The organism is Nocardia sp. NPDC051321 (assembly GCF_044455225.1).
GTDB lineage: Bacteria > Actinomycetota > Actinomycetes > Mycobacteriales > Mycobacteriaceae > Nocardia.
In genome coordinates, this window is sequence record NZ_JBITEM010000002.1 from 1 (window position 1) to 22,834 (window position 22,834).

Sequence of the window (22,834 nt, forward strand, 5' to 3'; positions counted from 1 at the left end):
GTCCTGCACGACGTGTTCGCCACCGCGGTCGAGCAGATCGGCGCGGACCTCGACTGGGCGAGCGTCGCCGAAGTCACCCGGCAACGGTCCACCGGCCGGCCCAACTGAGCAGCACGTCCAGCTCCAGGACAGTCACCCCCGAGCTCGGCGAATTCATTCGGTCACCGCGCTGAGCAGCTAGCGCGGACAGTGGGTGCTTGTCAGCGATTCGGCCACCATCGCCGTAGACGAGACCGCCGTCAGCTACCCGGACAATCTGGTCGGTAGGTAGTTCGCCGAGGATCTTGTGAGGACACTGCGGCGGGACGGGCGCGTACTGGTTCTCGAACACGCGGTCTCGCATCCGATCGCGTCTTTGCGGTGCCGTGACTCGCGGTCGGCTCGCCGACCTCGGGAGCCCAGTAGATGGGGGTATCGACCGTCGTGGCGCATCAGAAAGTGGCGGCGGGCACTCGCGGAGATGGGGCGTGCCGGTACATCTGCCGATGGTCAGCGGCACGATGCCGAACCGTTGACCTCGGCCCAAGCTCTCGACCAGCGAGCGGCCCGAGTCGATGTCCGGAGCCCCATTTCGATTCGTGTGTTCAGCGCGTGGACACCCTGGACGCCGTGGTTGCCGAAATAACTTGCGAGGAGAGGATTTCCGATCCCGTACCTACGACTATCGGTTCGCGAGCTGCGCGCACAGTCCGCGCTCCCATCCCAGCCGTGTTGCAGCGTAAGGATTGTGGAGAAAGGCGACCAGTCGGAGTCTTGATTCCGTTGTCGTGCAAGGTATGTGACCAAAAGTGATGCAATAATTCAGCCGAACGGTTTGTACGACAAGAATGTATCAATATACATCAGGGGTGCATTCACCCTCTTTGCGGCAGCGCCCGACCGTCGGTTTCCCTGGGCCTTCAGGAACTTGAAGGAGGCCGAAAGGTGTTGCTATCGAACGAAACCCGACTGTCCTGCAGGTTGCTCCGCAGCCGGTGATCTCGCGGGATTCCCGGAAGGGGTGTGGTGATCGTGCGGCCGAATTCGATGATCGTGGCACTGCGTTGCGATCTGAGTTACGGAAACCCCTTACCCCGTAAGGCAATTGGAATAGGGGTGTGGCGTTGACACTGGAGGGTGTTGCGTGGACTATGGATTGGTCGACCGTTTCGGAAAGTCGACATATACACACTCCAGACCCTGAGACGCGGGAGAGGAGGTGAATCAATTATGAGTACCTATGAGCGTCCGACCCTGCGGGAGATCGGTTCCTTCACAGAGAAGACCGGCCTGCTACTTTTCCACCCGCCCGAGATCGATCACTTGACCGGATCACGACCCTGACCAAGGCCGACTCCAGCGGTCGGGTTCGGTAATCCACTGCCCGGCAAGCTGATTCAGTCGTTTGGTCGAGGTGACCGTGTGGTGGCGAGGCGCCCGCCATCACCCGGTTCGCGCCGACGAATGCGCAGTTTCCCAGGAAGGCACTCCTACCAATGGTTAGTCCGGTTGTGTCGGATCGTTTGTGGTCATGGTTCATGGTTCTGCCCGATTGTCCGGCGGCGGACTCGGTCGGCGCGCCCGGTACGGATGACGGTATGACCCGGATCCTCCGGCACGCATCCGGTCGCCCATGGCTACTGGTTCACGAAGGTGCCGGGGCCGACCAGATCGTCACCGCGCGGGCGGGGCAGACCGTGCTCGCGGTCATCGGCGAGCACGCGGTGTCGGCCGCCGCGCTGGCCCGCTTGGCCGACGGGATCGGTAGCGTCGTCGAACTCGAACGGGCGGCCAGATCGTGGGCGGGCAGTCTCCACGTGATCGCCTCGGTAGCTGGGATGGTGTGGGTGCGTGCGCCGATCAGCGGCTGGCGCCGGACGTTTCACGCCCGGGTCGGCGGGATCGCCGTGGCCGCCGACCGCGCCGACGTGCTTGCCCATCTCATCGCCGCCGAGCCCGACCCGTCGCGGGTGGCGCTGGCATTGCTCGGACCGCACGCGCCGACTCCGCTCGGGGATCATCCGATGTGGCGCGGCGTGCACGGCGTGCCGGGAGGCAGAGACCTGACCATCGATGATGTGGGTCGCGTGGTGGTGAAACGCTGGTGGACCGCCCCCGAATCGACGGTGGCGATGGAGCCGGGCGCCGCGGCGCTACGCGATGCCCTGGCCGCCGCGGTCGACCTCCGGACCAACGGCCGCGACCTGGTCAGCACCGATCTGGCCGGACTCGATTCGACCGCGTTGTGCTGCTTGGCTGCTCGTGGCCCCGCCCACGTGGTCGCCTACACCCACACGGGCGTCGATCCACGCGCCGACGACGCGGTCTGGGCACGCCGAACCGCCGCCGCCCTGAACGGCGCTATCGACCATCACGTCATCCCAAGCACGCTGACCGCCTTCGATGTGACCGACAGCGACGATATCGGTCAGGTATTCGATGAGCCGTGCGGACTCGTGCTCGACGGTAGATGGCGCTCGCTGGTCTACCTGGCCGGTGCACACGGATCACGGATGCACCTGTGCGGGCTGGGCGGCGACGAATTGCTCAGTGCCTCGCCAGCCCATCTGCACGATATGTTGCCGCGCACTCCTCGCACCGCACTGCGGAATCTGCGCGGTCACGCCGCGCTCGACCGCTGGCGCTACGCGGCCGCGCTGCGGCAACTACTTGACCGCCGCCCCTACCACGACTGGCTCGCTCGTTTCGCCGCCGGCCTGACCGACCCACCCCTCTCGGCGAGGTTCCCCGTCCTGGACTGGGGTTGGTCGATGCGGATGCCGCCGTGGGCGACGCCGGCCGCCGCCGAGGCCGTTCGCGCCTCGGTCACCGCCGCGGCGCCGACTGCCGAACCGTTAGGCCACGGACACGGGCAGCATCGAGATCTCGCGGCCCTGCAGGCCAACGCCCGCATGTTCCGCCATATCCGCGGGCTGATCGGTCGTCGCGGGATCACCTTGGCCGCACCGTATTACGACGACCACGTGATCGAAGCCGCGCTGTCGGTGCGCCCGCAGGAGCGCGTGACTCCTTGGCGTTACAAGCCGCTGATCGTCGCGGCGACGCGCGGCATCGTTCCCGACGAGAGCCGCACCCGCGACACGAAGGGCATCGGCGCCACCGACGCCGAGACCGGGCTGCGCCGCAACCGGGCCACGCTGCTGAACCTGTGCGAAGACACACTGCTCGCACGCATGGGCCTCATCGACGAAGCCACCCTGCACCGCGTGTGCAGCGGACCACTCGCGTCCGACATGACCATCCTGAACGTGCTGCCGACGCTGGCTTGCGAGCTGTGGCTACGCGGCTTGCCATCCCCTGCCACCACAAGCCGGGAGACCACGACATCATGCTGAATCTACGGAAGAACGTCCTCGACGCCCAGACCGATGACGGGCTGGCACTGCTCGACGGCGACACCGGCCGATACTTCGACCTCAACCCCACCGGCGCGCTCGTGCTGCGCGTTCTGCTGGAGGGCGGCACCCCCGCCGACGCGGCCCGGACCTTGACCATCGAATACGGCATCGACCTGCCCACCGCTACCCGCGACGTCGAAGACCTACTAGCCGAGCTGCGGGCCGCCCACCTCCTCGACGAGGGAAAGGAGCCGCTCCCGTGAGCATGCGCATGGTCATCGACCACGACCCACGAGCGGTGCCACTCGGTCTGCGCACCCGCACCCGCGTCGCCGTGCTGATCGCACGCTGGCTGGCCCGCCGCAGCCCTACCCGCATCCGCCGCACCCTCGAATTACTGCGCCGAGGCGCCCGCCCCGCCACCACCGAGCAGGCCGCCGCGGCCCGCAACGCCGTGGTATTGGTGAGCCTGGCCTGCGCCGGACGCGAGGGCTGCCTGCCCCGATCCCTGGCCACCACCCTGCTGTGCCGAACCCAGGGAACCTGGCCGACCTGGTGCGTCGGCGTCCGCCAACTACCCCCGTTCTGCGCTCACGCGTGGGTCGAGGCCGACGGCACGATGATCGGCGAGGACTACCCCGCCGACTACTTCCGCACCTTCTTTACCGTCCCGGCCACCCCGACACCGGGCCAAACCCTCGACGCCAACGGTGGTACCGCTCTCTAAGCGGGTAAGATCTGCTGTGCCGCAGTCGATTACGACGCACGATAGCGCGTCGAAGTGCAGAATCGGGTCCAACTCGCCGGTCCCGTGGCCGGGCACAGCCCCGGCGTGCCTCCTCATTCGCGTGCCATGGGGCGACAGAGCTGCTGGGTCAGACCGCATCGTATTGCCGCTATCCGGCGGAGCAAGAGGCCACACCCAGGTGCCCGACAGGTCAAAACCTATGCGGGCCCAGAACATCCGACACTGCCAACGCCGGGAAAACATCCGGCCATAGCCCATTATCGTGTGTTCGAAGCGGGTTGCCTGACGAGTGCGACGTCTCATCAAGCGGTGCAAGGGAATTCTGCCGTCAGTGACCGCTGGTCCTGCTTAATCGGGAATGCTCGGTTTCGGGTCGTAGCGGCTCAGGACATCTCGCAGTTCATTGTCGATGCCTCGCAGGAACAGAGCTTGGAGTTCGCTAATCGGCACGCACAGTGGTTGATAGTCGTCATCGAGGTCAGGCTCGTCGTCCGAGTCCTCGGGATCGTCGGGCACGATGACGAAGGGGTCATCGGGCTCGTCGACGTCTGCTCCGGGATGCGGGCGACAGTGCCATACCGTGCCGCAATGGCGGACCTGAACTTCGCCCAGGTACCAGGCCGCGACGGTGCAGAACGGGTCGTGCTCCGCCGCTTTGGCCTCTTCGTAGGTGGTGAACCGCTCCTGCACTATTTCCGCGAGCCGGTCCAGAGATGCGGGGGTGAAGTCCCAGGTGCCCTCGTGGCGCTGGGCCCACTCCGGGAATGCGGCTTCCTGCTCGGCCAGCCAGGTGTTGAGCCGTGGATTGTCCGCCCAGTCGTCCAGCCGTTCTGCGTCAGCCATGCCGGGAGCGTACTGAATCAGTGTGAAGTGGTGGGAGGTGATGGCGCAGATACAGCCGGTGGATCGATCGAGCCCGACGCCCGAATCCAGATGCACTGCTCCGCATTCCGGGCGGCCGGTCTTCGACTAGCTGTTTCAGCGCAATTGAGATGCCGTGGGGTTCAGATGGGTAGGCGCTCCGCGCACACTGCGACCGTCCCTACATGCCGCATGGCGCGCGTTTAGTCATGCGTCGAAATCGGTTGTCTGTCAGCACTTTCCAACGCACTCGTCTGCCGATGAGCGTGCGTACCAAGGACGTGCCCGTCGGAATCGCCTGATGTATTTGCTACTGTCCTGTTCCTTGTTGAAAGCGGTTGAGGGTCAGCGCAATACGGAGTTGTCCAGGGTGGTTGCGAGCCAGTTCTCGTAGTCGTCGTATGACCAGCCGCTGTCGGTGACGAGGCTGTCGTGCACTCCGGCACTCATCAGCGCCGCGACGATGTCGGCGGCCCGTTGATCGGTGGCATGGCCGGAGCCGTGGATTCGGTCGACAATCATCTCGATGCCGAGCCGATTGCGTCGCTGTCCTTCGGCCTGGGTGTCGGCGATGGCAGGGTCGACCGCCGCGCCGGAGTCCAGGATCGCGAGTATGTCGCCGCAACGCTGCCGGACTTGCCTGCTCCCCGCGGCCAGCAGCCGCAGCAGCTCGTGCGGGTCGGTCATGGTTTGCGATCTGGCGACCACGTCTTCTAGACCGGCTTCTTCGTCCATCAGATCGACCAATCCGGTCAGCACCCCGGCCTTGGAACCGAAGTGCGCGTAGATGGTCTGCGGTGCCACCCCGGCCTGTTCTGCGATGAGCCGGATTGGGGTGCGCGCATAGCCGTGCTCGGTGAACAGTCGACGCGCGGCGGTCAGGATCGTCCGCAGCGTCATCGCTTCGCGACGATCGCGCAGGCGGACTATTCCGGGAATGTCCTCGGGCATGTACTCTCCAACTTAGAACGACGTTCTAACTATTAGATAACTGTTCCAAGTCTAGCGAGTGGGGGAACCCATGAATCTTGTCGTGTTCGGTGCCAACGGCCAGACCGGGCGGCTGATCGTCGAACAGGCTGTCGCCGAAGGTCATTCGGTTACCGCGGTGGTCCGGCGCCCCAGCGGATTTCCTTCGAACGCCCGCGCGTTGCGGGTCGCGCAGGCCGACGCGATGGACGCGGACGCGGTCGATCGGGTGATCGCCGGTCACGATGCGGTGATCTCGGCGCTCGGTACTCCCGGCTATACGAAGGATCCGGTCGCCATCTACTCCGTCGGCACCGCCAACATCGTGAAAGCGATGCAGGCACATGGCCTTCGGCGCCTGATCTGTATCAGCAGCACCGGTGCGACGTTCGAAGCTCCGCCAGGTGAGTCGCTGTTCGTGCGCCGGGTGTACTTTCCACTGCTGTTGCGGATGGGCCGCACCGGGTATGAAGACATCGCCCGAATGGAAAGCATCATGCAAGACAGCGACCTGGACTGGACGATCGCCCGCGCGGGCGGGCTGTTCGACCGCACGGCCGACACCGAATACCAGATCGTCGCACCGGGTACCGCCGCGCGTTTTACCGCGCGGGCCGACCTGGCCGACGCGCTGATCCGGATGGCTGTCGATCGCGGAAACGTCGGTGATGTTGTCGATGTCGTCACCACGAAAGGTGCGCCGTCCCTGTGGGAGGTTGCTCGCAGAGAGGCATTCGGCCGGGCACAGCGTTGATATGAACGCGCTCATTCGGCGACACCTGGATGGTCGACGTGTGTCGTAGGATCTGTTTTGGCTATCGAGGGGGAGCATTATGCGTTCCGATGGTGATACCTGGGACATCGTCAGCAGGGTCGGTCGCACCGCGCTGTTCGTCGCGGTCTCGCGCGCGGCAGAGTCTAAGCGGCCTGACGCCCTGGTCCACGACGAATTCGCCGCGTTGTTCATCACGGCCTCCGGCGACCCGGACGCGAACGCACTGATCAAGGATCCAGAACTGTGGGCGCAGAGTCCGCTGAGCACCGGATTCATCGGACTGCGCAGCAAATTCTTCGACAGCCTCTTTCTCACCGCCGCTGAGAACGGGGTGCGGCAGGCGGTGATTCTGGCAGCCGGACTGGATGCCCGCGCCTACCGTCTGGACTGGCCGCAGGGCATGGTCGTCTACGAGATCGACCAGCCCAAGGTGCTGGATTTCAAGCGGGAGGTACTCGCCGACGAGGGCGCCACGCCCAAGGCCGACCGCCGGGAGGTGGCCGTCGACCTGCGGGAGAACTGGCCCGCCGCGCTCATCGACGCAGGCTTCGATCCGACCATGCCCACCGTGTGGTCGGCGGAAGGTCTGCTGACGTATCTGCCCGGCGCCGCCCAAGATGAGCTGTTCACCCGGATAGATGAGCTTTCCGCGCCTGGCAGCAGCATGGCCAGCGACGCCGTCGACATCGATGACGACTTCAAGCAACTCGCAGACAACCAAGCCGCGCAACTGCGGGATACCCCGTTAGAACAGGTCGACCTCACCGAGCTGTTCTACACGGATGAGCGCGCGGATCCGGCCGAGTGGCTCACAAAACAAGGCTGGACTGCGACCACCGCGTCATCCGGCGAACTAGCCGAACGGTACGGCCGACCTCTCACCAAGGCCCTCAACCCGCTGGCTCGGCTGCTCAACAACATCAAATACATGACAGCGGTCAAGCGGTCCTGACCAGAGCCAGGGCCAGCGAATCCATGTGTCCCCGCTCCGCGCCCGATATCTGCTGGTGCCGATGGGGTGTGGAAAGTAGACGCCGCTTATGGAACATGGCCGCTGCTGGCGACGATCACCGTTCCGCGGACGTCGGGACGCAGCAGCAGGGCACCCGAACGGGCATTGGCTACTTCCAGGCGAATGGAGGGGCGGCACCCTAGCGCGGACAGTAGGTGCTTGTCAGCGATTCGGCCACCATCGCCCCCCGGCGACACGCCGTAGACGAGACCGCCGTCAGCTACCCGGACAATCTGGTCGGTAGGTACTTGACCGTGGGTGAGCTCTTGAAGTTGACCTTGGGGCGGGATCAGCGCGGGGATCATGCGCACTCCCGTCCAGCAAACCCCTCGCGTGCCATCGATCGGGCCGTTTCTGGCCACGTGGTCGGAAGTTGGTGCAGGTCAGAGTTGGTAATCACGGCTCGCCTCTCGTGTGCTCGAGAGCGCTTGAACGCACGATGCGAACATCCGGCAGATATGCCGGTCAGAGGTGCGCGAGAGGGGACTTGAACCCCTACGTCCGTGGACACCAGAACCTAAATCTGGCGCGTCTGCCAATTTCGCCACTCGCGCGTGATGGTACGACCGTGCAAACTCTACCGGGCTTGACCGACTTCGCGAAGCTCCGGGCGGGCGTGGCGTACTGGTGGGTAACCCTACCAGGGATTATAACGATTTGATAACCGTCAACATGAGGAGCGCTCATGTTTCCTACGTGTTAGTAACCCGATGGACCAGCGTGTTCAAACATGAGGAAGAGTCATGTTTGGCATGATTCTGGCACGGACGTACACGAATACTCGGCAGTATGCGGTTTGGGCGCCGAGTAAACGTGAGGATTTCCTCATGATTTTGGCTATCCTCGCCGGTATCAGGCCCCAACGCTGAGGAACACCTGCGCACCGGAGGGAGCGGCGTGTCTCGCCAGGGCGCGTCGCCAAGAGAAGGAAGTCGAATCGTCTTGACGATCAACGAGAGCACCGAGACCGGTACCGGACAGAGCGCGAAGGTCGGCGCGGCCAAGGGGGCTGGGACCCGATCGCCACTGCTGGATCGCCTGCTGAGCGGGACGCCGTACGCGCTCGCCTTCGGCGGGCAGGGCGCCCAGTGGCTCGATGAACTGGAAGAGATCGGCCGCGACAGCGCGCTGGAGCCCGAATTGACCGCATTGGTCAACGAGGCGGAAGCGCTGCTGGAACCCGTTGCGGCACAGTTGCTTGTGGTCCGTCCCGTCGGCTTCGACCCGATCGGGTGGATGCTCGAGGACGAACTGGTCGACACCGACCAGGGCGAGGTTTCCGAGGCGCCGTCGGCGCAGGAGTTGCGTTCGGCGGCCGTGTCGATGCCCGGCGTGCTGCTCTCGCAGGTGGCCGCGATGCGCGCGCTGCGACTGCAGGGACTCGATCCCACCGAACACGCGCCGGTGGCCATCGTGGGCCACTCGCAGGGCCGCCTGGCGGCGACCGCGGTGGAGTCCGGCGGGCAGCGCGACGCCGAGATCCTGGCGCTGGCGCAATTGATCGGCGCGGCCGCCGGTTTGGTGGCCCGGCGGCGTGGGCTGATGCCGGTCGGCGAGCGCTCGCCGATGGTCGCGGTGTCCAATGTCGATCCCGAGCAGCTGCGCGCTGTGGTTGCCCAGGTGGCCGAGGGCGTCGATCCGGCGGCGGCCGCGGTGGTGTCCATTCGCAACGGGCGCAGGCGCGCGGTGCTCTCCGGCACGCCGGCGCAGCTCGAGCGAGTTCGCCAGCGCTGCGCGCAGATTCACGACGAGCAGTCGCGTGAGCGCGACACCAAGGTTCGCGGCGGCGCCATCTTCGCGCCGGTCTTCGAGGACGTGGCCGTCGATGTCGCGTTCCATCACCCGGCGCTGGCCGACACGGTGGATCTGGTGACCGCGTGGGCCAACCAGTGCGGATTGGACGCGGCGCTGGCCGGTTCGCTCGCGCAGGAGATCCTGGTCGATCCGATCGACTGGGTGGAAATCGTCGACGGCGTGGTTGCCGCTGGCGCGCAATGGATTCTGGACCTCGGCCCCGGCGACCTGCTGTCCAGGGTGACCGGCGGTTCGCTGAAGGGCACCGGCGTCGGCATGGTCGCCGCCGCGACGCGGGCGGGGCAGCGCAGCCTGCTCACCCCGGGTGCCGCGCCGGAGACGGCCGCACCGTGGACGGCGTTCGCGCCGCGTCCGGTTCGGCTGCCGAACGGCCGGATCGTGGTGGAGACCGCGTTCACCAAACTGACGGGCCGTTCGCCGATTCTGTTGGCGGGCATGACACCTACCACCGTCGACGCGAAAATCGTTGCGGCGGCGGCGAATGCGGGGCACTGGGCGGAGCTGGCCGGTGGCGGCCAGGTGACCGAGCAGATCTTCGCCGATCGAGTCGCCGAGCTGAAGACGCTGCTGCAGCCCGGTCGCACGGTGCAGTTCAACTCGCTGTTCCTCGACCCGTACCTGTGGAAGCTGCAGCTGGGTGGCAAACGACTGGTGCAGAAGGCCCGCACCGCGGGCGCCCCGTTCGACGGCGTGATCGTCACGGCGGGCATCCCCGAGCTCGACGAATCCGTCGCGCTCATCAAAGAACTCACCGAGGTCGGCATCTCCCATGTCGCGTTCAAGCCGGGCACCGTCGCGCAGATCCGCGCGGTGCTGCGGATCGCGGCCGAGGTGCCGGATTACCCGGTGATCATGCACATCGAGGGCGGCCGGGCCGGTGGGCACCACTCCTGGGAAGACCTCGACGACCTGCTGCTGGAGACCTACGCCGAGCTGCGCACCCACGAGAACGTGGTGGTCTGTGTCGGTGGCGGCATCGGAACCCCCGAGCGCGCAACGGAATACCTGACCGGCGAGTGGGCGACCCCGCACGGCTACCCGGTGATGCCGCTGGACGGCGTGCTGGTCGGCACCGCCGCCATGGCCACGCTGGAGGCGACCACCGCGCCCGAGGTCAAGCAGCTGCTCGTCGACACACCCGGCACCCGCGACTGGGTCGGCGCGGGCACCGCGTCCGGCGGAATGGCCTCGGGCCGTAGCCAATTGGGCGCCGACATCCACGAGATCGACAACGCCGCCTCGCGCACCGGGCGCCTGCTCGACGAGGTCGCCGGTGACGCCGACGCCGTCGCCGCCCGCCGCGAGGAGATCATCGAGGCGCTGAACGCCACGGCCAAGCCGTATTTCGGCGATGTGGCCTCGATGACCTACCTGGACTGGCTGGAGCGCTACGTAGAGCTCGCGGTCGGCCTGGACCGCCGCAAGGACTTCGACTGCGGCAGCGACATCGGCGACGCGATCACCGACGCCACCCGCTCGGTGTGGCTCGACATCACCTGGCGTGATCGTTTCGCGGAAATGATGCGGCGCACCGAGTCTCGGCTGCATGCGGCCGATCGCGGCGAGATCCCGACGCTGTTCGCCTCCGACGCGGAATTCGAGAATCCGGTCGGCGCGCTGTGCGCGCTCAAGGCGCGGTACCCGGTCGCCGAGCAGACGCTGCTGCACCCGGCCGACGTCCCGTTCTTCGTGACGCTGTGCAAGACACCGGGCAAGCCGGTCAACTTCGTGCCGGTCGTCGACGGCGACGTGCGTCGCTGGTGGCGCTCGGATTCGCTGTGGCAGGCCCATGATCCGCGCTACTCGGCCGACCAGGTGTGCGTCATCCCCGGCACCGTCGCCGTCGCTGGCATCACCCGCGTCGACGAGCCGGTCGGCGAGCTGCTCGACCGGTTCGAGCAGGACACGGCGTACTCGCTGGTGCGCGCCGGTGTGGTGCCGGTCGCCATCGACGCGCGCCGCGTCGCGAGCGTCACCACCGGTCCGATCGACACGGTGCTCGCCGCGCCGGACATCGAATGGTCCGGCCGCACCACCGTCAACCCGGTACACCGGCTCGGCGATCTCGCCGACTGGACCGTGGACGGCAAGGGCGCCGTGCACCCGCCGAGCGGTGCCACGCTCACCGAGACCACCGGACCCGAGGCCGACAGCTCCTACGTGGAGCTGACCGTTCCGCTGTTGGGCGGCAAGGCGGTTCGCATTCGTGTCACCGTGCCGGCAACCACCTACAACGGTGGCGCTCCGGTCGTCACCGAGGCCGACGCGCACGAGGCGATGGCCGCGCTGCTCGCCATCGCCGCCGGGCAGGAGCTGCCCGAGGTGAAGGGCAAGGTCGCCCATCTCAACATCGCGTGGTCGCCGGACCTGGTCGCCGACCATGCAGGCGTGACCGGCTCGGGTCTGCCCTCGGCACTGAGCACGCTCGGCCGCACGGTTCCCGACGTGCTGGTCGGTGCCTGCTGGCCCGCCGTGTTCGCCGTGCTCGGCGCCTCGCGTGCCGCTGATGGTGCAAGCGTTATCGAAGGCATGCTGGACCTGGTTCACCTGGATCATCAGATCGAGCTGGCTGGCGAACTGCCCAGCAGCCCAAGCGTTCTCGCGGTACGGGCGGAGGCAGGCGAGACGCTCGACACCGACCTCGGCCGCGTCGTCGAGGTGCGGGTGCACATCGCGGGCCTGCTGGACCGGCCGGAAACCGGGCTGTCCATGCCGACCGTCGCCACCCTCACCGAGCGGTTCGCCATCCGCGGCCGCAACGGGGCCGGCGAGCTCACCGATCCGCCGCGCGCGGCGGGCACGGTGTCCGACGAGGCCACCGACACCCCGCGCCGCCGTCGCCGTGACGTTACGGTCGTCGCGCCGCGCACCATGCACGCGTTCGCCGCCGTCTCCGGCGACCACAACCCCATCCACACCAGCGATTCCGCCGCGAAGCTCGCCGGTCTCGGCAGCCCGATCGTGCACGGCATGTGGCTCTCGGCCGCCGCGCAGCACGCGGTCTCGGCGGTCGACCCGGAGAGCGCGGTTCCGGCCCGCACCGTGACGGCGTGGACCACCCGTTTCCTCGGCATGGTCCGCCCTGGCGCGGAGATCGACGTGCGCGTCGAGCGGATCGCGGTGGACGCGGGCAGCGAGATCGTCGAGGTGTCCTGCCGGGCCGCGGGCGATCTGGTGATGACCGCGACCGGTCGCACCGCCGCGCCGAAGACCGTCTACGCGTTCCCGGGCCAGGGTATTCAGCGCAAGGGTATGGGCCTGGACGCGCGTACCCGCTCGAAGGCCGCCAAGGCGATCTGGGACCGTGCCGACAAGCACACCCGCGACGCGCTCGGCTTCTCCATTCTCGCGGTGGTGCGCGACAACCCGACCTACCTCAAGGCGCGCGGAGTCGAACACCGGCACCCGGACGGCGTGCTGCACCTGACCCAGTTCACCCAGGTCGCCATGGCGGTCCTCGGGGTCGCACAGGTGGCCGAGCTGCGGGAGGCCGGAGCGTTCGTCGAGGGCGCGATGCTGGCCGGTCACTCGGTCGGTGAGTACAACGCGCTCGCCGCGGCGGCCGGGGTGCTGCCGCTGGAGGCGGTGCTCGAGGTGGTGTTCCAGCGCGGATCGGCGATGCACGAGCTGGTGCCGCGTGATGCGCAAGGCCGCAGCGACTACCGGTTGGCGGCCATCCGCCCGTCGCAGATCGGGCTGCCCGACGACGAGGTGATCGACTTCGTCACCGGCATCGGCACGGCGACCGGCGAGTTCCTCGAGGTCGTCAACCTGAACCTGCGTGGTTCGCAGTACGCCATCGCGGGCACGGTCGCCGGACTGGAGGCGCTGGAGACCGAGATCGACCGGCGCCGTGCGGAATTCGGTGGCAAGCGGGCATTCATCGTGGTGCCAGGCATCGACGTGCCGTTCCACTCCACCGTGCTGCGCAAGGGTGTGCCGGAGTTCCGGCACAAGCTCGAGCAGCTGCTGCCCGCGGACCTGCACCCGGAAATCCTGATCGGCCGCTACATCCCGAACCTGGTGCCGAAGCCGTTCTCGCTGGAGCGTGAATTCGTCCAGGAGATCGCGGATCTGGTGCCGTCGGAGCCGCTCGCCGCGGTCCTCGCCGACTTCGAGGGTTGGTCGGCGCGACCCGTCGAGTTGTGCCGCGTCGTGCTGGTCGAACTGCTCGCGTGGCAGTTCGCCAGCCCGGTGCGCTGGATCGAGACCCAGGACCTGCTGTTCACCGACACCGCGCACGGCGGTCTCGGGGTCGAGCGGTTCGTCGAAATCGGTTTGGGCGCAACGCCTACCGTGGCGAACCTGGCCACCCAGACGCTGAAGCTGCCCGCGTTCAGCGGCGCGACGGTGGAGGTGCTCAACATCGAGCGCGAGGCCGGGATCGTCTACTCGACCGACACCGATCCCGCGCCGGTCGACGAGCCCGCCGACGAGACCGTCGAAACCGCTTCCGCCGCAACGCCCGCCGCGGCTCCGGCTGCGGTCGCCGCACCGGTGGCCAGCTCGGGCGGACCGCGTCCGGACGACATCGCGTTCACCGCCGCCGACGCCACCCGCGTGCTCATCGCGCTGTGGACCAAGCTGCGGCTGGACCAGATCGGCCCGGTCGACACCATCGAGGGCCTGTGCGACGGCGTCTCCTCGCGCCGCAACCAGCTGCTGGTCGACCTCGGTTCGGAGCTCTCGCTCGGGGCCATCGACGGCGCCGCCGACGCGGACATGGGTGCGCTGTCGGTCACCGTCGAGCGGCTCGCGCGCACCTACAAGCCCTTCGGTTCGGTGCTCTCCGATTCGATCGGCGACCACCTGCGCAAGGTGTTCGGACCGTCCGGCAAGCGGCCTGCCGCGATCGCCGAGCGGGTGAAGAAGGTCTGGGAGCTCGGCGACGGCTGGGCCAACCACGTCACCGCCGAGGTCTCCCTCGGCACCAGGGAAGGCGCCAGCGTCCGCGGTGGCGACCTCGGCGGGCTGGTCTCCGGCGCGCTGGGCGATGCCGCCTCGGTAGACGCCGCGATCGACACCGCCGTGCAGGCGGTCGCCGCGCGCCGCGGTGTCGCGGTATCGCTGCCGTCCACCGGTGGCGGCGGCGGTGGCACCGTCGACGCGGCCGCGCTCGGTGAGTTCACCGAGCAGATCACCGGCCGCGACGGCGTGCTCGCCACGGCCGCCCGGGTGGTGCTCGAACAGCTCGGCCTGGCCGAGCGGGCGACCGCGCCGGAGGCAACCGACAACTCCCTCGTCGACCTGGTCTCGGCCGAATTGGGTTCGGACTGGCCGCGTTTGGTCGCGCCCGCCTTCGATCCCCGCAAGGCTGTACTGCTCGACGACCGATGGGCCACCGCCCGTGAGGATCTGGCTCGGCTCTGGCTCGGCGACGACGCCGAGACCGCGGAGCTGCCGGTCAACGGCTACCTCGGCGCGGGCGAAGCGGTTGCCGCGCAGGCCAACTGGTGGCGTGAGCGGGCCAAGCACGAGGCCCGTTCGGTGCTTGCCGGTGTGTACGAGCGCATCGCGCAGGCGGCACTGAGCACCGACGATCGCGGCATCTGGTCCGCGGATATCGCGGTGATCACCGGTGCCAGCAAGGGTTCCATCGCGGCGGCGGTCACCGGGCGGCTGCTCGGCGGCGGCGCGACCGTGGTGGTCACCACGTCGAGCCTCAACGACGACCGCCTGAGCTTCTACCGGAAGCTGTACCGGGACAACGCCCGGCACGGTGCCGCCCTCTGGGTGGTCCCCGCGAACATGGCGTCGTACCAGGACATCGACGCGCTGATCGAGTGGGTCGGCACCGAGCAGGTCGACAACGCCGGTGGCGCGAAGATCAAGACCAAGGACGCGATGACGCCGACCATGCTGCTGCCGTTCGCGGCGCCGCGGGTGGCCGGTGACCTCGCCGACGCGGGTGCCCGCGCGGAAATGGAAATGCGCGTGCTGCTCTGGTCGGTGGAGCGGCTGATCGGTGGTTTGTCTACCGTCGGCGCCGATCACGACGTCGACGCGAAATTGCATGTGGTGCTGCCGGGTTCGCCCAACCGCGGGCTCTTCGGCGGCGACGGTGCCTACGGCGAATCGAAGGCCGCGCTCGACGCGGTGGTCACCAAGTGGCGGGTCGAGAAGTCGTGGTCGACCCGGGTCACCCTGGTGCACGCGATGATCGGCTGGGTGCGTGGCACCGGGCTGATGGGCCACAACGACCCGATGGTCGATGCCGTGGAGAAGGCGGGCGTGACCACCTGGTCCACTACCGAGATGGCCGACGAACTGCTCAAGTGGTGCACCTCGCGCGCTCGCCAGGTCACCGCGACCGGTCCGCAGCAGATCGACCTGACCGGTGGATTGGCCAGGGCCAAGCTCGATCTGCCCGCGCTGGCCAAGCAGGCCGCCGAACGTGCCGCCGAGGAAGACGCGGAAGTCGATGCGGCGGTTACGATTTCGGCTCTGCCCGCGCCGCCGACCATGTCCTCGGTGCTGCCGGTGCCCGAATGGGGCACGGTCACCACCGATCTCGCCGACATGGTGGTGATCGTCGGTGCCGGTGAGCTCGGCCCGTACGGCTCGGCGCGCACCCGGTTCGAGATGGAGGTCGAGGACCAGCTCTCGGCCGCCGGTGTGCTCGAGCTCGCCTGGACCACCGGCCTGGTCACCTGGGAGAACGACCCCAAGCCCGGCTGGTACGACGCCGAATCCGGTGACTACGTCGCCGAAGCCGAGCTGGCCGACAAGTACCACGACGCGGTGGTCGCCCGCTGCGGCGTGCGTCGCTACGGCGACGACGGCGCCATGATCGACAACAGCGCGCCGTTGATGACTTCGGTGTTCCTCGATCAGGATCTGACGTTCACGGTCGGCGGCGAGACGGAGGCCCGTGCCTTCCACGCGGCCGACCCCGAGCACACGGTCATTGTGCCGGTGGCGGATTCGGCCGACTGGACGGTGACGCGTAAGGCGGGCACCGAGATTCGGGTGCCGCGCCGGGCCAAGCTGTCGCGCACCGTCGGTGGCCAGATCCCGACCGGCTGGGATCCGACCATTTGGGGCATCTCCGCGGAGATGGCGAATTCCGTTGACCGCGTTGCCCTCTGGAACGTCGTCTGCACGGTGGACGCGTTCGTCAGCTCCGGCTTCAGTCCGGCCGAGCTGATGAGCTGGGTACACCCGAGCCTGGTCGCCAACACCCAGGGCACCGGCATGGGCGGCATGTCCTCGATGCGCTCGCTCTACGTCGACAACCTGCTCGGCGAGTCGCGGCCCAACGACATCCTGCAGGAGGCGCTGCCGAACGTGGCGCTCGCCCACGTTGTGCAGTCCTACGTCGGCAGCTACGGCGCGATGGTGCATCCGGTGGCCGCCTGTGCCACCGCCGCGGTGTCGGTGGAAGAGGGCGTCGACAAGATCCGTCTCGGCAAGGCCGAGCTGGTCGTGGCCGGCGGCTTCGACGATCTCGGCATCGAGGGCATCGTCGGCTTCGGTGACATGTCGGCCACCGCGGACTCGGCGGCGATGAGCGCCAAGGGCATCAGCGACCGGTACTTCTCCCGCGCCAACGACCGCCGTCGCGGCGGATTCGTGGAATCGCAGGGTGGTGGCACAGTGCTGCTGGCCCGCGGCGACGTGGCGGTGGAGATGGGCCTGCCGGTGCTCGGCGTGGTCGCCTTCGCGCAGTCCTTCGCCGACGGCGTGCACACCTCCATCCCGGCGCCCGGCCTCGGCGCGCTCGGTGCGGGGCGTGGCGGGCGCGAATCGCGGTTCGCCGCCGAGCTGCGCAAGCTCGGTGTCGGCCCGGACGACATCGCGGTCGTCTCCAAGCACGACACGTCGACGGCGGCCAACGACCCGAACGAGTCCGAGCTGCACACCAGGCTGGCCACGGCCATCGGCCGCTCCGACGGCGCGCCGCTGTTCGTCGTCTCGCAGAAGAGCCTGACCGGGCACGCCAAGGGCGGCGCGGCCGCGTTCCAGCTGATCGGCCTGTGCCAGGTGCTGGAAAACGGTGTGGTGCCGCCGAACCGGAGCCTGGACTGTGTCGACGAGAAGATGCAGGCCTACCCGCACCTGGTGTGGGCGCGCGAGCCGCTGCGCTTCGGCGAGAAGTTCTCGCTCAAGGCCGGTCTGCTGACCTCGCTCGGCTTCGGGCATGTCAACGGGCTGCTCGCGGTGGTGCATCCGGAGGCGTTCATCCAGGCGATCGACCCGGAGCGGCGCGAGGCCTACCAGGAGCGGGCGCAGCAGCGTCAGCTCGCCGGGCGGCAGCGCTTTACCGAGGCGATGTGCGGCGGGGCACCGCTGTACGAGCGTCCGGCGGACCGGCGTATGGGTGGTGACGGGACGCCTGCCAAGCAGTCGCGGCAGCTGGAAGCGGACGTGCTGCTTTCGGCCGAGGCTCGCCTCGGTGGCGACGGCGCGTACCGGGCCGACGGCTTCGGTTGCGGCGCTGGCCACACTGCGGACAGTTCGCGCACCGACCGCCAGACCAGGTCGTAGGCTCCCGGCCTATGACGATTCTCGGTATCGGCCTGGACTTGGTGACCATCTCCGAGTTCGCCGAACAGCTCGAACGCGCCGGAACAACCATGATCCGAGAGAGTTTCACCGCGGGCGAGCGACGCTACTGTCAGAGCAAGGCGACCGATCCGGCGCGCAGTTACGCGGTGCGGTGGGCGGCGAAAGAAGCGGTGATCAAGGCCTGGGCCTCATCTCGCTTCGCCCGCCGCCCGCAGATCGGCGACAATCCTTATCCGCTGATCGAGGTGGTCAACGACGCATGGGGCAGGCCGAGCATCAAGCTGCACGGCCTCGCCGCCGAATTCCTGCCGCGGGTACGGGTGCACCTGTCGTTGACGCACGACGGTGATACCGCCGCAGCAATGGTGGTCCTGGAAGATCCGGGCGAAATGGTCGACTTGATCGAGGGCCGCGAAGGGTAAGGCGGACAGTCACTCTCGGTGCGCGCGCCGCAGCCGCCTGCGCTGCAGCGCCCACCACGCTTCCAGGGCGCGGTCGGGATCGGCGAGATCGATCCCGACCAGCTCCTGGTAGCGGCGCAGCCGGTAGCGCACCGTGTTGGTGTGCAACTGCATCGCCTCGGCGACATGGTCCACTCGCATGCCGTTACTCAAATACTGTTGGGCGGTATCGAGTAGCGCTGTGGCGCCGTCACTTTCGCCGAGCGGCGTGATGTAGCGGTGGACCAGTTCCTCGCCGATTTCGGTGTCGGCCAATACCGCGGGCAACAGGCCGAGGTCGGCCAGATCGTGCACGCCGGCGAGCTCGAAGGCGTCGGCTGTCGCCATCGCCCGGGTGGCGCGGCGGAACGACGGCTCCATCCGGTCCAGCCGGGCGGCCGGGCCGATGCCGACCGCCGTCTCGATGCCGGCCGACGGGACGGCGTCCACGATGCCAGCGACGTCGCCGTCGACGACCGCGAGCAGCCCGTGCGGCCGCTCGCCGCCGACCGGCTCGAGCAGCTTGGCCAGCGGGTCGGCGGGTAGGTCGGCGCTCGGCCTGGCCCGGATCGCGTGGAACTCCCGGTAGGAGTCCAAGCCGTAGCGTTCGACCTGCAGGCGGATCTCGCCGGGACCGAGCGTGCCGAACAGGATGCCGCGCACCAGGTCGGTGCGGTGCTGCTGGTCGTGCCGGGTCTGCTGGAACTCCGCGTCGAGGTGACCGCGGGCCACCGCCAGGATCGCGGTATCGGTGAGCGCGAGGATGTCGTTGGTCAGTTCCAGCAATTCGCCGTCCGAGAGGCCGAGGCGCCGGCCCGTCGTGACTACCTCGTCGATCGCGGTCCGGACCGCGAGCCGCCAGCCGCGCAACATCTCGGTCACCGGAATGCCTTGGCGGCCACGGGTTTCGCCGTGCGCGGTGAAGACGGCCAACTCGCTGTCGGTCAGGTCGCGCTCCGCGGCAAGTGTCCGCAACAACTGCTGGACGGTACGGACCGCGTCCGGCAGCAGCACCGTCGGATCGATTCGCGCGTAGGTCGGAATCTCGGCACGCATCTTGTCGATCGTCCTGGCGGTCAGTTCGGTGGCGTGCGAGAACAACCGAGCCAACAGGGCACGGCGGTCGGCGGGTGGTGGGCGGCTGACCATTACTGAGCAGGGTAACTCTCGTTGGACTCAGCAACAAAAGGCGTGCGAGTAATTCGACGTCCGCACCATAGCCAGCCAGCATTTTCCCGGGTGATACTGGAGAGTCGGCAACGATGCCTATTCGTGCGGTTGTATTTTCGGACAAACAGGGCGGTCGTGGCCGAGTAGCGCAGGCGGATCGTGACTGTGCCCGATCGCACGACGAAGGGGTTTGCCCGATGACCGAATGGAATCGCATCGAACGTGGCGAAGGCCGTCCACTGGTGCTGCTGCACGGTGGTGGCGCGTCGGCACGGTGCTGGCTGCCCGTGCTGGACCGGCTGAGCGCCGAACGCAGGGTGATCGCGTTGGACTTTCCCGGCTTCGGGCAGACCCCAGCGCCGGGGCCGGATGTGCACTTCAGCATGGACTGGATCGTCGACGAGCTGGCCGCCGAGCTACTGCGCCTCGGGATCAACGCGCCGGTCGATCTGGTCGGCAACTCGATGGGCGGCCTGATCGGTCTGGAGGCGACCAAGCGCGGCCTGGCGAGCTCGTTCGTCGGACTTGCGCCGGTCGCGTTGTGGCACAAGCGGATGCCGTTGGCGCTGCGGGCGCAGTTCCAGGTGGGACTTGCCGCCGCGCTGCTGACCAGGACCGCAGCGCGTTCGGTGGTCGGCACGACCAGGTCGGTCGGCCTGTGGTTCCCGGTCGGCCACCCTGATCGGATGACCGCCGCCGAGGCCGTTGATTTCGTGCGCGACTTCGACCGCTCCGGGCCGACGTTGCGCCGCGCGCTGAAGATCGCGAAGAGGCTGCGCTTCGAGGGCGGGCAGGGGATCACCGTGCCGGTCACCATCGCGTTCGGCACCCTGGACCGGATGCTGCCGCCGAGCACCAGTCAGGTGCGCGATCAACTACCCGCGCACACCAAATGGGTCACGCTGCCCGACTGCGGCCACATGCCCATGTGGGACAACCCGCAGCTGGTCGCGGACACCATTCTGGACGGCGTCTCGACCACCCGATCGGCCGGGGAACAGACCGCCTAGCGCCCGCTGGCCGAGCGCGACTCCTTCTCCGCGACCAGCAGATACGCCACCATCAGGCGCTTGAGCTCGGACACCGCCTCGGCGTTGCTCTGCTCGTCCTGGACGGAGAAGTTCAGCATCGAATAGACCACGTGCACCAGCACCTCGGCCATCATGGTGCGGCGCGGCCGCGGTGTGCGCGGCGTGAGCGGTCGCAGCATCTGCGCGACGACCTCCGCGAACTCCTTCTCGTGGATCGCGCCGGTCGCCCTGGTCGACGGAGTGGACTGCATAGCCAGCCACACCTCGCGCCGGGACGGGTCGGTCATCCACAGGTTCGCCATGTGGTCGACGAACTGGTTCATGTGCCGCAGCCAGTCCAGCGACGGGATCTCGCCGTGGAAATCGGCGAGCTCCCGCGAAACGGCAACGAGGTCTTGCCGATTCAGTTCGCAGACGATGACGTACTTGTTGGCGAAGAACTGGTAGAGCGTGCCGATCGGAACCTCGGCGCGTGCCGCCACTTCTTCACAGGTGAACGACTCGAACCCCACCTCTACGAGTAGCTCCCTGGACGCCTGCAACAGCGCGTCGAACTTCTTTTTGCTGCGTTCCTGCGTCGGCCGTCGCCGCGGCATGAGCTCCTGTGGGTCGTCCTGCAGCTCCAACGCAGGGTCCAGCCGTTGCTTCGACCTGGCCTCCGCGCGTACTTCCACCCATCCAGGCTAACGGTAGGGACACACCCACGACACGCGCACGGCTTCTGCGTGTTCATCTTCTGTCCGAATTCACCACCCATCCGGATCGAATGTGGCACCGAACACATACCGAGCGCGCGTGGCTTCTGACACGCGCACGGACCAGGAAGGCGCGACCAGTGGTAGCTCGATCAGTGGTAACTCTCGGCGTTTCCACCGAACGCGGCGCCGTGCACGCGGTAGCTTTCGCCGACACCGGCGCCCGGCTACCCGAGCGCGTGCTGCTGCATCGGGTGAAACGGACGCCAGGCGACACCAAGGCGGACTTGGCCGAAGCGGTCGAGCTGGCGATGGACGAACTCGCCACCGAGCTCGGCCCCGAGCATGAGATCGCCGGTGCGGCGGTCGTTTACCGGGATGCCGCCGAGCGGCGCGCCATCGTCACCCGGCTGGCGTCCGGCCGCTGGCACACCGCGTCGCTGGTGTCGTCCAAGTCGGCCCATCTCAGCGTGGCCGGAATGATGACCTGGCTCGACGAATTCGACGATCTGCTGATCTGTGAGGTGGTGCCGGGACATCAGGCGTTCACCCTGATCGATCACGGCCGTCGCCGGATCCTCGGCGCGACCAGTCAGTCGGGCGGCGCAACGGCGGAGTCGATGGGTGCCGCGGTGACGGCGGCCTGGGATCAGTTCGAGGCGGCGGCGGTCCGGCCGGACGCGGTGGTGCTGATCGGCTCGGCCGCGGGCAAGCCCGCGGTCGTCGCGGCGGTGGACGCGTTCGGCGCGCCGGTGATCCCGTGCAAGACCTCGGCCGCCGCGTCCGCGGCCGGTGCCGCGCTGTACGCCATGGCCGACGTGGACGGTGTCGGCGGGACCGAGGAGCGGGTGCGCCGGGTGCGTGGCGGTGCGGCGGTGTTCGCGGCGGCCAGCGTGCTCGCGGGCGGGCTGGTGGTCGGCGGTGTCTACGTGTCGGGCGGTTCGGCGCGGACGCTGCCGGACGCGGCGCTCAAAGACGCGCACGTCACGGCGGACTCGAAGGTCGTCCGTGGCGAGGGCAGGCCCGAGCGGGTGCGCAACGATCCGCACAGCGTCGACGGCCCGGTGCTGGACCGCCCCGTACCGATCGCCATGCCGGAGCCCGAGATATCGGTCGTCACCATCGATCCCGCCGACGCCAAGCCGCAATACTCCGTGCAGCGGTGGGGCAGCCAGCAGGATCGGCCGGAGTCGCTGGTGCCCGCCGAGCCCGCGCACGAAGCCGAGACGAATCCTGCCTCGTCGCTGCTGTCCGGATCGGGTATTCCGGCCGCCACCACCAAGGTCGGCGCCCCGAACGGCGCGTTGCTCTTTCCTGGCGAGTTGCCGCCACCGGAGGCCTTCACCACGGAGTCCTACAACTGGTGGGACAACCACTTCCGCATGATGCTGCAATGGGCGGCCCAGCAGATCATGCCTGCCTGAGCAGGATTCGCACGACGTAAGGCCCGGCGCTCCCCGCTAGCGCCGGGC

14 protein-coding genes and 1 tRNA gene are annotated in these 22,834 nt (G+C 67.9%); 10 read left to right on the forward strand and 5 right to left on the reverse strand.

Going from position 1 to position 22,834, the window contains the following annotated elements; all coding sequences use genetic code 11:
- Nucleotides 1-1,209: 1,209 nt before the first annotated feature.
- The 4 genes from ACIA8C_RS04055 (at nt 1,210) to ACIA8C_RS04070 (ending at nt 4,065) form a co-directional block, all read left to right on the forward strand.
- Entirely contained in the window at nt 1,210-1,323 is a 114-nt protein-coding gene (locus ACIA8C_RS04055; RefSeq protein WP_397130762.1) for a keywimysin-related RiPP, read from the forward strand.
- A gap of 254 nt (nt 1,324-1,577) precedes the next feature.
- A complete protein-coding gene (locus ACIA8C_RS04060; protein WP_397130763.1) occupies nt 1,578-3,335 on the forward strand; it encodes an asparagine synthase-related protein in 1,758 nt (585 codons plus the stop codon).
- Complete coding sequence (locus tag ACIA8C_RS04065) at nt 3,329-3,601, forward strand: lasso peptide biosynthesis PqqD family chaperone (RefSeq protein WP_397130764.1); 273 nt, start codon at nt 3,329-3,331, stop codon at nt 3,599-3,601. The genes ACIA8C_RS04060 and ACIA8C_RS04065 overlap by 7 nt, the downstream gene beginning before the upstream one ends.
- Before the next feature lie 2 nt (nt 3,602-3,603).
- Nucleotides 3,604-4,065: a lasso peptide biosynthesis B2 protein gene (locus tag ACIA8C_RS04070; RefSeq protein WP_397131799.1), complete on the forward strand. Its 462-nt coding sequence runs from the start codon at nt 3,604-3,606 to the stop codon at nt 4,063-4,065.
- Between the two features lie 369 nt (nt 4,066-4,434).
- Here ACIA8C_RS04070 and ACIA8C_RS04075 read toward each other — a convergent pair whose 3' ends face one another.
- Nucleotides 4,435-4,929, reverse strand: a complete 495-nt coding sequence (locus ACIA8C_RS04075) for a hypothetical protein (protein ID WP_397130765.1) — start codon at nt 4,927-4,929, stop codon at nt 4,435-4,437.
- Nucleotides 4,930-5,292: 363 nt separating this feature from the next.
- On the reverse strand, nt 5,293-5,898 hold the full coding sequence (locus ACIA8C_RS04080; protein WP_397130766.1) for a TetR/AcrR family transcriptional regulator: 606 nt from the start codon (nt 5,896-5,898) through the stop codon (nt 5,293-5,295).
- Between the two features lie 70 nt (nt 5,899-5,968).
- Between ACIA8C_RS04080 and ACIA8C_RS04085 the strand changes: the two genes are divergently transcribed.
- Nucleotides 5,969-6,670 carry an NAD(P)-dependent oxidoreductase gene (locus ACIA8C_RS04085; protein WP_397130767.1) on the forward strand — a complete coding sequence of 234 codons (702 nt, stop codon included), beginning with the start codon at nt 5,969-5,971 and terminating at the stop codon, nt 6,668-6,670.
- A gap of 79 nt (nt 6,671-6,749) precedes the next feature.
- Complete coding sequence (locus tag ACIA8C_RS04090; protein ID WP_397130768.1) at nt 6,750-7,643, forward strand: class I SAM-dependent methyltransferase; 894 nt, start codon at nt 6,750-6,752, stop codon at nt 7,641-7,643.
- Between the two features lie 532 nt (nt 7,644-8,175).
- Here the strand turns inward: ACIA8C_RS04090 and ACIA8C_RS04095 are convergent.
- A tRNA-Leu gene (locus tag ACIA8C_RS04095) sits at nt 8,176-8,257 on the reverse strand.
- A gap of 388 nt (nt 8,258-8,645) precedes the next feature.
- Between ACIA8C_RS04095 and ACIA8C_RS04100 the strand changes: the two genes are divergently transcribed.
- Nucleotides 8,646-18,005, forward strand: coding sequence for a fatty acid synthase subunit beta domain-containing protein (locus tag ACIA8C_RS04100; RefSeq protein ID WP_397130769.1), 9,360 nt, complete (start codon nt 8,646-8,648; stop codon nt 18,003-18,005).
- Between the two features lie 11 nt (nt 18,006-18,016).
- Entirely contained in the window at nt 18,017-18,448 is a 432-nt protein-coding gene (locus tag ACIA8C_RS04105; RefSeq protein WP_396997862.1) for a holo-ACP synthase, read from the forward strand.
- Between the two features lie 9 nt (nt 18,449-18,457).
- Here the strand turns inward: ACIA8C_RS04105 and ACIA8C_RS04110 are convergent, their stop codons facing one another.
- Nucleotides 18,458-19,615, reverse strand: a complete 1,158-nt coding sequence (locus tag ACIA8C_RS04110) for a PucR family transcriptional regulator (RefSeq protein ID WP_397130770.1) — start codon at nt 19,613-19,615, stop codon at nt 18,458-18,460.
- A gap of 218 nt (nt 19,616-19,833) precedes the next feature.
- Between ACIA8C_RS04110 and ACIA8C_RS04115 the strand changes: the two genes are divergently transcribed.
- Nucleotides 19,834-20,646 (forward strand): alpha/beta fold hydrolase, encoded by an 813-nt coding sequence (locus tag ACIA8C_RS04115; RefSeq protein WP_397130771.1) that lies wholly within the window; start codon nt 19,834-19,836, stop codon nt 20,644-20,646.
- On the opposite strand, the gene ACIA8C_RS04120 is transcribed toward ACIA8C_RS04115, so the two are convergent.
- The gene (locus tag ACIA8C_RS04120) at nt 20,643-21,263 is read right to left on the reverse strand and encodes a TetR family transcriptional regulator (protein ID WP_397131801.1); all 621 of its coding nucleotides are present in this window, start codon (nt 21,261-21,263) and stop codon (nt 20,643-20,645) included. The two genes, ACIA8C_RS04115 and ACIA8C_RS04120, sit on opposite strands and share 4 nt — an antisense overlap.
- 239 nt (nt 21,264-21,502) lie before the next feature.
- On the opposite strand from ACIA8C_RS04120, the gene ACIA8C_RS04125 reads away from it, so the two are divergent.
- The gene (locus ACIA8C_RS04125; protein WP_397130772.1) at nt 21,503-22,786 is read left to right on the forward strand and encodes a hypothetical protein; all 1,284 of its coding nucleotides are present in this window, start codon (nt 21,503-21,505) and stop codon (nt 22,784-22,786) included.
- Nucleotides 22,787-22,834: the final 48 nt, after the last annotated feature.